Source organism: Clostridium tagluense (genome assembly GCF_003865095.1).
In the GTDB taxonomy this organism is placed as follows: domain Bacteria; phylum Bacillota; class Clostridia; order Clostridiales; family Clostridiaceae; genus Clostridium_AD; species Clostridium_AD tagluense.
This window is the reverse complement of record NZ_BHYK01000016.1, coordinates 20,728-33,648: the sequence shown is the minus strand read 5'-3', so window position 1 is coordinate 33,648 and position 12,921 is coordinate 20,728. Positions and strand designations below refer to the sequence as shown.

At 34.1% G+C, this 12,921-nt stretch carries 12 protein-coding genes and 1 other annotated feature; all 12 genes read right to left on the bottom strand.

Going from position 1 to position 12,921, the window contains the following annotated elements; all coding sequences use genetic code 11:
* Positions 1-56 precede the first annotated feature (56 nt).
* Positions 57-437 carry a 30S ribosomal protein S12 gene (gene rpsL / locus Ctaglu_RS14340; protein ID WP_125002848.1) on the bottom strand — a complete coding sequence of 127 codons (381 nt, stop codon included), beginning with the start codon at positions 435-437 and terminating at the stop codon, positions 57-59.
* A gap of 116 nt (positions 438-553) precedes the next feature.
* Complete coding sequence (locus tag Ctaglu_RS14335; RefSeq protein ID WP_125002846.1) at positions 554-796, bottom strand: ribosomal L7Ae/L30e/S12e/Gadd45 family protein; 243 nt, start codon at positions 794-796, stop codon at positions 554-556.
* Positions 797-917: 121 nt separating this feature from the next.
* Positions 918-4,451 (bottom strand): DNA-directed RNA polymerase subunit beta', encoded by a 3,534-nt coding sequence (rpoC, locus tag Ctaglu_RS14330; protein ID WP_125002844.1) that lies wholly within the window; start codon positions 4,449-4,451, stop codon positions 918-920.
* Between the two features lie 20 nt (positions 4,452-4,471).
* On the bottom strand, positions 4,472-8,185 hold the full coding sequence (rpoB, locus tag Ctaglu_RS14325; RefSeq protein WP_125002842.1) for a DNA-directed RNA polymerase subunit beta: 3,714 nt from the start codon (positions 8,183-8,185) through the stop codon (positions 4,472-4,474).
* A gap of 267 nt (positions 8,186-8,452) precedes the next feature.
* The gene (gene rplL, locus Ctaglu_RS14320) at positions 8,453-8,812 is read right to left on the bottom strand and encodes a 50S ribosomal protein L7/L12 (RefSeq protein ID WP_125002840.1); all 360 of its coding nucleotides are present in this window, start codon (positions 8,810-8,812) and stop codon (positions 8,453-8,455) included.
* A 98-nt stretch (positions 8,813-8,910) separates the two neighbouring features.
* Positions 8,911-9,411: a 50S ribosomal protein L10 gene (rplJ, locus tag Ctaglu_RS14315; RefSeq protein ID WP_125002838.1), complete on the bottom strand. Its 501-nt coding sequence runs from the start codon at positions 9,409-9,411 to the stop codon at positions 8,911-8,913.
* 33 nt (positions 9,412-9,444) lie between these two features.
* Positions 9,445-9,581 (bottom strand) — a sequence feature (ribosomal protein L10 leader region).
* 37 nt (positions 9,582-9,618) lie between these two features.
* Complete coding sequence (gene rplA, locus Ctaglu_RS14310) at positions 9,619-10,308, bottom strand: 50S ribosomal protein L1 (protein WP_125002836.1); 690 nt, start codon at positions 10,306-10,308, stop codon at positions 9,619-9,621.
* A gap of 58 nt (positions 10,309-10,366) precedes the next feature.
* Positions 10,367-10,792, bottom strand: a complete 426-nt coding sequence (rplK, locus tag Ctaglu_RS14305) for a 50S ribosomal protein L11 (RefSeq protein WP_125002834.1) — start codon at positions 10,790-10,792, stop codon at positions 10,367-10,369.
* Between the two features lie 55 nt (positions 10,793-10,847).
* Positions 10,848-11,369: a transcription termination/antitermination protein NusG gene (gene nusG / locus Ctaglu_RS14300; RefSeq protein ID WP_125002832.1), complete on the bottom strand. Its 522-nt coding sequence runs from the start codon at positions 11,367-11,369 to the stop codon at positions 10,848-10,850.
* 45 nt (positions 11,370-11,414) lie between these two features.
* Entirely contained in the window at positions 11,415-11,639 is a 225-nt protein-coding gene (gene secE, locus Ctaglu_RS14295; RefSeq protein ID WP_125002830.1) for a preprotein translocase subunit SecE, read from the bottom strand.
* Between the two features lie 39 nt (positions 11,640-11,678).
* Complete coding sequence (gene rpmG / locus Ctaglu_RS14290; protein WP_125002828.1) at positions 11,679-11,828, bottom strand: 50S ribosomal protein L33; 150 nt, start codon at positions 11,826-11,828, stop codon at positions 11,679-11,681.
* A 255-nt stretch (positions 11,829-12,083) separates the two neighbouring features.
* The coding region (locus Ctaglu_RS14285; protein ID WP_125003023.1) for an elongation factor Tu at positions 12,084-12,921 on the bottom strand (838 nt) is incomplete at its 5' end.

Below are 12,921 nucleotides of genomic sequence, written 5' to 3'. Positions count from 1 at the left end.
TAAATAAAATTATCATATATATAAATGCTGAAGACATTGCACCCCAACTCAAAGCATTATTTTTTTTGCTTTGGTCTTTTAGTCCCGTATTTAGATCTACTTTGTAGTCTGTTAGCAACTCCAGCTGAGTCTAATGTCCCTCTGATGATGTGATATCTAACTCCTGGTAAATCTTTAACTTTTCCACCTCTTATAAGTACAACACTGTGTTCTTGTAAGTTGTGGCCTACACCTGGTATATAAGCAGTAACTTCGTATCCATTTGTAAGTCTAACTCTTGCTACTTTTCTTAATGCAGAGTTCGGCTTTTTAGGTGTTGTTGTTTTAACTACTGTACAAACGCCTCTTTTTTGTGGACACTCTTTTAATGCTGGTGAAGCTGACTTTGTTACTAATGTCTTTCTGCCTTTTCTTACTAATTGGTTAATAGTTGGCATGTTTTCACCTCCTTATTTTTATAAGCTCATGTTCATTTATATCAATGCACTGTAACATAACTCAAGGCCATGTTACCGCATGGATATATCTATATTATTTAGTTGCTAGCATTAATTTAATCTTCTAGAAGCAATGCTGTTGCTGATGCAACATCTATGTCACAAAGATTCCCTAGTTCCTTCATTGTGTCTATAAATATTATTTGTAGGGAATTAACTTTGGCTAGTTTTAAAATAGGATCAGTAATATTAGTATCAGCATCTTTGGCTATATATAAAACTTTACCCTGGTTATTCTTTAATGCTTTTAGGGTTTGTTTAATTCCAACGACCCTCTGACCTACAAGTTTACCTACCATGTCTATCCCTCCTCATAATTTAAATCGCAAGATATATCTATTTGTGATATATCTACTCGATTAAAGTCACACACAAGGTGTATTTTATCATTTTAGCATCACCCTGTCAACTAGTTATAGCTTATACTTCTAAATCATTTTCAATTTCTACCTTCTCATCATCTTCAGTATTGATCTTTATTGTTCTATATCTTGTCATTCCAGTACCAGCAGGTATTAGCTTACCAATTATTACATTTTCTTTTAATCCCAGCAATGGATCAATTTTGCCTTTAATTGCCGCATCAGTAAGTACTCTTGTAGTTTCTTGGAATGAAGCCGCTGATAAGAATGATTCTGTTGCAAGTGCTGCTTTAGTAATACCCAATAGAGATATTTTTCCCTCAGCAGGTACTCCGCCTTCCGATTCAATCTTAGCATTAGCATCTTCAAATGCAAAGATATCTACTAGATTTCCTGGAAGTAGCTCAGTATCGCCAGATTCCTCAACTTTTACTTTTCTTGTCATCTGTCTTACAACAACTTCTAAATGTTTATCATTGATATCAACACCTTGAAGTCTATAAACTTTCTGAACTTCAGATGAAAGGTAATTTTTAACTCCATTAACGCCTTTGATTCTTAAGATATCATGTGGGTTAACTGATCCCTCAATTATCTCATCTCCAGCTTCAATTTTATCGCCATTTGCAACTTTTAACCTTGATCCAAATGGTATGTCATAACTAAACTCTTCTCCTGAATCAGAAATTACAATTACAACTCTCTTTTTCTTAGTATCTTCCATTTTAACTGAACCACATACATCACTTACTATTGCAAGACCCTTTGGTTTTCTAGCTTCAAATAATTCCTCAACTCTTGGAAGACCTTGAGTTATATCTGATCCCGCTACTCCACCTGTATGGAATGTTCTCATTGTAAGTTGTGTTCCCGGTTCTCCTATGGATTGAGCTGCAATTATTCCTACGGCTTCTCCAATATTAATCTTTTGTGAAGTTGCCATATTCATTCCATAACAGTGTGCACAAACACCAATTTTAGCTTTGCATGTAAATACTGATCTAATCATAACTTTTTTTACACCAGATTTTTGAACTGCTTCTGCCAGTGTAATATTCATGTATTCATCTTTCGGTACTATTATCTCTCCCGTTTTTGGATGAATAATGTCTTCTGCAGTATATCTTCCAGTAAGTCTCTCAACTAACTGTTCAATTACTTCACTTCCATCACAAATCTCTGAAACTTCAAAACCTTCAGTTGTACCACAATCTTCATGTCTAACTATAACATCCTGACATACATCAACAAGTCTTCTTGTTAAATACCCTGAATCGGCTGTCTTAAGTGCTGTATCTGCGTTACCTTTTCTAGCTCCATGAGTTGAGATAAAGTATTCTAATACATCTAGCCCATCTCTAAAAGACGCTCTAATAGGTAACTCGATAATCTTACCAGATGGATTAGCCATAAGGCCTCTCATACCTGCTAATTGCTTTATCTGACTCTTAGATCCTCTGGCACCAGAATCTGCCATCATGAATATTGGATTAAACTTATCCAAACTATCCATTAGTGCATTTGCTACATCTTCTGTAGTCTTAGTCCATTTTTCAATTACTCTTTCATATCTTTCTTCCTCAGATATAAACCCTCTTCGATACATCTTCTCTATCTTTTCTACAGTTGCATCTGCATCTGCAAGTAATGCCTTTTTAGCCTCTGGAACCACCATATCTGATGTAGCAACCGTAATTGCCCCAATCGTTGAATAATGATATCCTGTAGCCTTTATTTTATCTAGCATTTTAGAAGTTTCTGAAGGACCATATTTTAAGTAGCATTTATCTATAATACTACCAAGATTTTTTTTACTTACCAAGAAATCTATCTCAAACTTCAATTCATTGCCAGGTATGCTTCTATCAATAAATCCTAAATCCTGAGGTATCGTTTCATTAAAGATTAATTTTCCTGGTGTAGTTTCTATAACAGAAGTTATACTAATACCATCAACTACTCCAGTCATCTTAACTTTAATTTTAGCATGGATATCAATATCCTTTACTGAATAAGCCATTATTACTTCATCTGGTGATGAGAATGCTCTTCCCTCACCTTTAGCACCATCTTTATCAATAGTTAAGTAATATGCACCTAAGACCATATCTTGAGTAGGTACGCAAACTGGTTTACCATCTGAAGGTTTCATGATATTATGTGCAGCAAGCATTAAGAACCTTGCTTCAGCTTGAGCTTCAACAGATAGAGGTACGTGTACCGCCATTTGATCTCCGTCAAAGTCAGCATTGTAAGCTGTACATACAAGTGGATGTAGTTTAATAGCTCTACCTTCTACAAGTACAGGTTGGAAAGCTTGAATACCTAATCTATGAAGTGTAGGAGCACGATTTAATAATACTGGATGATCGGATATTACTTCTTCAAGTACATCCCATACTTGAGGCATAACCCTCTCTACCATTCGCTTAGCGCTCTTAATATTATGAGCTACTCCACTTCCAACTAGCTTTTTCATAACAAAAGGCTTAAATAATTCTAAAGCCATTTCTTTCGGAAGACCACATTGATACATTTGCAGTTCTGGTCCAACAACTATAACTGAACGGCCTGAGTAATCAACACGTTTTCCAAGTAAGTTTTGTCTGAATCTTCCTTGTTTTCCTTTTAACATGTCAGATAGAGATTTTAAAGGTCTATTCCCTGGTCCTGTAACTGGCCTTCCTCTTCTTCCATTATCAATTAATGCATCTACAGCTTCTTGAAGCATTCTTTTTTCATTTCTAACAATTATATCTGGAGCTCCCAAATCTAGAAGCTTTTTCAATCTATTGTTTCTGTTTATTACTCTTCTATACAAATCATTTAAATCAGAAGTAGCAAATCTTCCTCCATCTAATTGTACCATTGGTCTTAAATCAGGAGGTATTACTGGGATTACATCAATTATTATCCACTCAGGTTTGTTTTTAGATTTTCTGAAGGATTCTGACACATCCAGTCTTCTTATACTTCTAATTCTCTTTTGTCCTGTGCTTGTTTTTAAGTCTTCCTTTAATTCCTTAGATAACTCTTCTAAGTTTATATCTTGTAACAGTACTTTTACAGATTCTGCACCCATACCAGCTACAAAACTATCATTGCCAAACTTATCAATAGCTTCTCTATATTCTTTTTCACTAAGGATTTGTTTCTTTAGTAGTGATGTTTCTTTCGGATCCAATACTACATAAGAAGCAAAATAAAGAATTTTTTCTAGAGATCTAGGTGACATATCTAAAATAAGTCCCATACGAGATGGTATTCCTTTAAAATACCAAATGTGAGAAACTGGGGCAGCAAGTTCAATATGCCCCATTCTTTCACGTCTTACTTTAGATTTTGTAACTTCAACGCCACATCTATCACAAACTATTCCCTTATATCTTACTCTCTTATATTTCCCACAGTGACATTCCCAATCTTTAATTGGACCAAATATTCTTTCGCAAAAAAGTCCATCTCTTTCAGGTTTTAAAGTTCTATAGTTTATAGTCTCAGGTTTTTTAACTTCACCTTTTGACCATTCTCTGATTTGTTCCGGTGATGCTAATCCTATTTGAATAGCATCGAAATTATTAAATTCAAACAAGGGTACATCCTCCCTTCATATTAATGTTCATCATTAAAATCATTTAATTCTAAGTCCTCACCAAATTCTTCTAAGGGTATTTCATCGTAATTTATATCAACGTCTACTTCTTCGTCATCATCGATAAGTTCAATGTACTCTTCCGTTGGTGCCTCAGGAATTATATCTTCTGATCCTTCTATGTTAACATTTAAATTTAATTCTTCAATTTCATCATCAACTGATTCTTTTAGTTTGATTTCTTCTAAATCGTCAGTAAGAACTTTAACGTTCAAACATAACGCTTGTAGTTCTTTTATAAGAACTTTAAAGGATTCAGGCACGCCAGGTTCTGGAATATTTTCACCTTTAACTATCGCTTCATAAGTTTTAACTCTACCTACAACATCATCAGATTTAACTGTTAAAATTTCTTGCAGAGTATGAGCTGAACCATAGGCTTCTAGTGCCCAAACTTCCATTTCTCCAAATCTTTGGCCACCAAACTGAGCTTTACCACCTAATGGTTGCTGAGTTACTAGAGAATATGGACCTGTTGACCTAGCATGTATTTTATCATCAACCAAATGATGTAGTTTTAAGATGTACATATATCCAACAGTAACTCTGCTATCAAATGCTTCTCCTGTTCTTCCATCATATAAGTCAGTTTTTCCATCTGCATGGTATCCTGCTTTTTCCAGACATGCTTCAATTTCTTCCTCAAGAGCACCATCAAATACTGGTGTTGCAATATGCCAACCAAGCTCACTAGCTGCCCAACCTAAGTGGACTTCTAATACCTGGCCTATATTCATACGTGAAGGAACCCCAAGCGGATTTAAGCATATTTGAAGCGGCCTTCCATCAGGTAAAAACGGCATATCTTCTACAGGTAATACTCTAGAGATAACTCCTTTATTACCATGTCTTCCTGCCATCTTATCTCCCACAGATATCTTTCTTTTTTGAGCTATATAACATCTAACTAGTTCATTTACACCTGGTGGAAGTTCATCACCATTTTCTCTAGTGAACACTTTAACGTCAACTATTATTCCAGCTTCGCCATGTGGCACTCTAAGTGATGTATCTCTTACTTCTCTTGCCTTTTCACCAAATATCGCTCTTAATAATCTTTCCTCTGCTGTAAGTTCGGTTTCTCCCTTAGGAGTTACTTTTCCAACCAGGATATCTCCAGATCTTACTTCAGCACCTATTCTTATTATTCCGCCCTCATCTATGTCTTTAAGTGCATCTTCACCGACATTAGGAATGTCTCTAGTTATTTCTTCTGGTCCTAGTTTCGTGTCTCTTGCTTCTGATTCGTATTCTTCAATATGAACTGAAGTAAATATATCATCACGAACAAGTTCTTCAGATATTAACATTGCATCCTCATAGTTATAGCCTTCCCAAGTTACAAATCCAATACGAATGTTCTTACCTAAAGCTATTTCTCCAAGGTCCGTTGAAGGTCCATCTGCAAGTACTGTATTTACTCCAACTTTTTCACCTTTATTAACTATAGGTCTTTGATTTATACATGTACCTTGATTTGATCTCTTAAACTTAAGAATTTTATAAGTATCTAGCTCATTATCTGAGTCTCTTCTTACCTTAATTTCATTTGCACTTACATACTCAACTACACCTGCATTTTTAGCCTTTGGAAGAACACCTGAATCTACTGCTGCTCTGTATTCTATCCCTGTACCAACAAATGGCGCTTGAGATTTTAATAGTGGTACTGCTTGACGTTGCATGTTAGAACCCATTAGAGCACGACTGGCATCATCATTTTCAAGAAAAGGAATCATTGCTGTAGCAACAGAAACTATTTGCCTTGGTGATATATCCATAAGATCTACTTCTTCTTTTGGAACAACCATTACTTCCTGCTTAGCTCTTACAGTTACTTTTTTATCTACAAAAGTACCATCTTCACCAATTGGTTCACTTGCCTGTGCTACTAAATATAAATCTTCTTCATCTGCAGTCATATAAATAATTTTTTTTGTAACTACTAATGTTTTCTTATCAACAACCCTATATGGTGTTTCAATAAAACCATATTCATTTACTTTAGCATAACTAGCAAGAGAGTTAATAAGACCTATGTTAGGTCCTTCTGGAGTTTCTATAGGACACATTCTACCATAATGGGAGTAATGAACGTCTCTAACTTCAAATCCAGCTCTCTCTCTTGAAAGTCCACCTGGTCCCAGTGCAGATAACCTTCTTTTATTGGTAAGTTCTGATAATGGATTTGTTTGATCCATGAATTGAGAAAGTTGTGAACTTCCAAAAAATTCTTTTATAGCTGCAGCTACTGGCCTGATATTTATAAGTGCTTGAGGTGTTATTCCTTCTTGGTCCTGAATTGTCATTCTTTCTTTTACAACTCGTTCCATTCTAGATAATCCTATTCTAAATTGGTTCTGTAAAAGTTCTCCTACAGATCTAATTCTTCTATTTCCTAAATGATCAATATCATCAATATAACCGATATCATAAGTTAGTCCTAACTCGTAGCTCACTGTAGCATACATATCATCTTTAATTATATGTTTTGGTATTAATCTACTTTTATTAATTTTAATTTGCTCTTTAATTGATTCTTCGTCACTGAAATTATCTAATATTCCTTTTAGGGTTGGATAGTGAACCATTTCCCTAATATTAAGATCAGATATATCAAATTTAACTACTTTATTAATGTTGACAAAGTTATTTCCTATAACTCTTATCACTTTATCCTCTACTTGAAGATCTACTACATTGATTCCCAAGTTTTGAATGTCTAGAGCAGTTTCTCTGTCTATTTTTTCATCTTTTTCAACTATAACTTCACCAGTTATAGGGTTAACAATATTCTCAGCAGCAATTTGGTTTGCAATTCTGTGATTAATTGATAACTTCTTATTAAACTTGTATCTACCAACTCTTGATAAATCATATCTTTTTGCATCAAAGAATAATGAATCAATAAGAGATACCGCACTATCCACTGTAGGTGGTTCGCCTGGTCTTAGCCTCTTATATATTTCTATCAGCGCTTCTTCTCTTGTTTTTGTATTGTCTTTTTCTATGGTTGCTGTTAGTCTTTCTTCCTCACCTAATAATTCATGTAAGTCTAAATCACTACCATTATCCATCATAGCTCTAGCCAAAATACTTATAGGCAGTTTTCTTGTCTTGTCAATTCTAATATAAACAATATCATTAGAATCTGTTTCATACTCAAGCCATGCTCCTCTATTTGGAATTACTGTTGAGGAATAAAGTTTTTTTCCTGTTTTATCAACAGAATAATTGTAGTAAACCCCTGGAGATCTAACTAATTGACTTACTATAACTCTTTCCGCTCCATTAATAACAAATGTTCCTTGAGGTGTCATAAGTGGGAAATCTCCCATAAAGACTTCTTGCTCTTTGATTTCACCAGTTTCATTATTACGCAATCTAACTTTAACTTTTAGAGGAGCTGCGTATGTTGTATCTCTTTCTTTACATTGCTCTTCCGAATACTTGATATTATCTGTATCAAGTTTGTATCCTACAAACTCTAGAACAAGATTTCCTGTATAATCCTGAATAGGATTTATATCGTCAAAAACCTCTTGAAGTCCTTCTTTTAAAAACCAATTATAAGAGTCTAACTGTATTTCAATTAAATTCGGCATATCAGTTACTTCTCTTATTTTTGAAAAACTCATTCTTGTTCTTTTACCTAATTGGACAGGATGTACCATCAGCTTTCACCCCTTGTATAAACTAAAATAACCAAAAACACACCTTCCCCTAGGACTTTGTGTTTCTGGATTCACACATTTTCATCATGTTATTATAACCATTTTTGTTAATTTAATTCACTTTTATCAGTAATTACATTTTTTTTAATGATAAACTACTAATTTCCAGTGCATTATGCTATATTATCATAATTATATTTCTATGTCAACATAACATTTCAAAAAAAGGGCACTCTTAATAAAAAGTACCCTCATTTTATAATAAAATTATTTTATTTCTACTCCGCCGCCAACTTCTTCAAGTTTAGCTTTTATAGATTCAGCATCTTCTTTGTTTACAGCTTCTTTAATTGTTTTAGGAGCTCCATCAACTATATCTTTAGCTTCTTTTAATCCAAGTCCTGTTAATTCTCTAACAATTTTAATAACTTTAATTTTGTTAGGGCCAGCACTAGTTAAAATTACATCAAATTCAGTTTTTTCTTCAGCAGAAGCTGTAGCAGCTCCTGCAGCTGCAACTGGTGCTGCAGCACTTACGCCAAATTCCTCTTCGCAAGCTTTTACCAATTCGTTTAATTCTAAAACACTCATATCTTTTACAGCTTGAATAATTTCTTCTCTTGTCATTATAAATGCACCTCCGAATTTTTTTCATATATATGTTTTATTTTTCTTAATAGTTTGAATCAATCAAAACTATTTGTTTCAGCCTAATAATTTTAAAATTACTCTGCTAATTCTTTTTGTTCTTTAATTGAGTTCAATACGTATGCAAGATTTGATATTGGAGCTTTGAAGCTTCCAAGTAATTTTGCAATAAGAACATTTCTTGGTGGTATTGATGCCAATTGATTAACTTGAGCAGCATCAAATATTTCTCCTTGGATTATAGCTGCTTTAAGCTCTAATTTCTTATGAGTTTTTGCAAATTCATTTAAAATTCTAGCTGCAACTGTTGGTTCTTCATATCCGAACGCTATTGAAATAGAACCTTTTAGGTGTGTTACTATACCTTCAATTCCTAATTCTCTAGCTGCTAGAATAACTAGTGTGTTTTTATAAACTTTATATTCCACTCCAGCTTCTCTAAGGTTTTTTCTTAGTAGTGTATCATCTTCTACATTTAGACCTTGATATTGGCTAAGTACTACACCTTGAGCTTTTTCTAATTTTTCTTTTATTTCTGCTACTTTAGCTTCTTTTAATTGTCTATTATTGCTTAACACTGTGTATGCACCTCCTCACAGTTTTTAACTGCTTTATAAAAAATAAGATCTCTCCGCAGACACGAAGAGACCTAATATCCGTACAAAAGTACATTTATTGGAATCCTCGGTAGGTATGTTGTCTTTTACGCTTTCGCACCTACTATCTACGGAATATTATCTATTTTACTTTGTGAATTGTACCATGCTTAAGTCAATTTGTCAATACTAATCTAATACTTTAGATTGATTAACTTTTATTCCAGGTCCCATTGTACTAGAAACTGATACTGACTTTAAGTATTGTCCTTTTGCTGCTGCTGGTTTAGCTTTAACTACTGCTTCCATTAAAGCATGGAAGTTTTGAACTAATTTTTCAGCGCCAAAAGATGCTTTTCCAAGTGGTACATGAATTATAGAAGTTTTATCGACTCTATACTCAACTTTACCAGCTTTTATTTCATTTATTGCTCTAGTAACATCAAATGTTACTGTTCCTGACTTTGGATTCGGCATTAATCCTTTAGGTCCTAACACTCTACCTAATTTACCAACAACACCCATCATATCTGGTGTAGCAACAACTACATCAAACTCAAACCAATTTTCTTTTTGAATTTTATCAACTAACTCATCATTTCCAACAAAGTCAGCGCCTGCAAGTTCTGCTTCTTTAGCTTTTTCGCCCTTAGCAAAAACTAGAACTCTAACTGTTTTACCTGTTCCATGAGGAAGCACTACTGCTCCTCTAACTTGTTGATCTGCATGCCTTGGATCAACACCAAGACTTACAGCAAGCTCGATAGTTTCATCAAATTTAGCCTTAGCAGTTTTCACCGCAATTTCCATAGCTTCTGTTGGTGTATATAGAGCTGTTTTATCTACAAGCTTTGAACTCTCTATGTAATTTTTTCCCATATTAGTATCCTCCTTCGTGGTTATAACGGTTTTTACCTCCCACGTAATTTATAGAATTTTATTCTTCTACAACTATTCCCATACTTCTTGCTGTTCCAGCTATCATACTCATAGCAGCTTCAATTGATGCTGCATTTAAATCTGGCATCTTAAGTTCTGCTATTTCTCTTACTTTAGCTTTAGAAACTGTTGCAATTTTAGTTTTGTTTGGAACTCCTGAACCACTTTCAAGTCCAACCGCTTTCTTTAATAGTATAGCTGCTGGTGGAGTTTTTAATATGAAACTAAAAGATCTATCTTGATATACTGTTATTACTACTGGTATTATCATTCCTGGTTGATCAGCAGTTTTTGCATTGAATTCTTTACAGAATCCCATAATATTAACTCCGTGTTGTCCAAGTGCTGGACCAACCGGTGGTGCTGGTGTTGCTTTTCCTGCAGGAAGTTGAAGTTTTATCATTCCTGTTATTTTCTTAGCCATGAGTTTATACCTCCTATATTGTGGTAATGCGGATTAAAATCCTCCCACTTAGTACCTAGTCTAATTTTTGTATTTGATTAAATTCTAGTTCAACAGGTGTTTCTCTGCCAAACATATTAATAAGTGCTTTAACTTTCTGCTTATCCAAATGAATTTCTTGTATTAATGCAACAAATCCTTCTAAAGGTCCAAATATCACCTGAATGTTCTCACCAACTTCGTAGTCAACAACTATTACTTTTTCTGCTATTCCCATAGTTCTGACTTCATCTTCAGTAAGAGCCACCGGCTTAGAACCTGGTCCTACGAACCCTGTTACGCCTCTAGTATTTCTAACTATATACCATGATTCATCTGTCATAAGCATTTTAACCATTACATAACCTGGAAACACTTTTTTAAAAGTTATTTTTTTCTTTCCATCCTTTACTTCAACTACTTCTTCCATAGGAACTTGAATGTCATGTACATATTCCTCAAGATTTCTATTTTCAATTGCTTTTTCTAGGTTGGCTTTAACTTTATTTTCATAACCAGAATATGTATGTACAACATACCATTTAGCTTTATCTGCCATAACTTAAAGGGTGGAGTACTCCGTCCCCTACCTCCTTTTTTTACCTTATTTAAAGATTAGTTTATAGAGGTTATTAAAACCAGAATCCAACAAACCCACAAAGATTACAAAAATAAAAGAAAAACTTGCCACTGCAATAGTTGCCTTTTGAATGTCTTTTTTTGAAGGCCAAGTTATTCTTTTCGCTTCTGCCTTAAGGTCCTTGAAAAACTTAACTATTCCTTTTTGGGTTGATTCTTCTTTTACTTTAATGTTACCATTAACAGCCATTTCATTCACATCCCCCAACGTTTTGTGTTTTATGCTGTATTATTTTGTCTCTTTATGAAGTGTATGTTTGTGGCAGAACTTACAGTATTTTTTCATTTCTATTCTGTCTGGGTTATTTTTTTTGTTTTTCATTGTATTGTAATTTCTCTGTTTGCAATCAGTACATGCTAAGGTTACTTTTACTCTCACAATCTACACCTCCCGGTTTTCCATCTATTGAAGAAAGCCAATGCAAAACAAGCATTATGCTATCTTTTGTATTTTTTATTTTACTTAAACAATTTATCACAACTTAATAGATATGTCAATGGATTAGTTCAAGGTGTTTTTTCATTAAACGTTCCTTTTACCTACAATTTAACATTCATTTTTATTTTCTAGGAACTAAGCCTAAAACTTAGCCCTAGTTTATATCTAATTATAATTGTGTCTTGTTTTTTTGTATTATTTAACTATTGAAGTAACAACGCCTGAACCTACTGTTCTTCCGCCTTCTCTAATAGCAAATCTTAGTCCTTCGTCCATTGCTACTTGAGTAATTAATTCAACATTCATATCTATGTGATCTCCTGGCATTACCATTTCCATTCCATCTGGTAATTTGATTGATCCAGTTACATCAGTTGTTCTGAAGTAAAATTGTGGCCTATATCCGTCGAAGAATGGAGTATGTCTTCCGCCTTCTTCTTTTTTAAGTACATATACTTGACCTACAAATTTATCATGTGGATGTATTGAACCTGGTTTTGAAAGTACTTGACCTCTTTGAATATCAGTTCTTTGTACTCCTCTTAATAACGCTCCGATGTTGTCTCCTGCCATTGCTTGGTCTAGAAGCTTTCTAAACATCTCAACTCCAGTACATACAACTTTTCTTTTATCTTCGCTAAGTCCAACGATTTCTACTTCTTCTCCAACCTTAAGTATACCAGTTTCAACTCTTCCTGTAGCAACTGTTCCTCTACCTGTAATTGTGAATACATCTTCTACTGGCATTAAGAATGGTTTATCTGTTGCTCTTGTTGGTGTTGGGATGTAAGTATCTACAGCTTCCATTAATTCGAATATGCATTTTGATGCTTCTTCGCCTGTTGGATTTTCTAATGCTTTTAATGCTGATCCTGTTACTATTGGAATATCATCACCTGGGAAGTCATACTCACTTAATAGTTCTCTTACTTCCATTTCAACAAGTTCTAATAATTCTGGATCATCTACCATATCTGCTTTGTTTAAGAATACTACTATATATCCTACTCCAACTCTGCTTGCAAGTAGTATG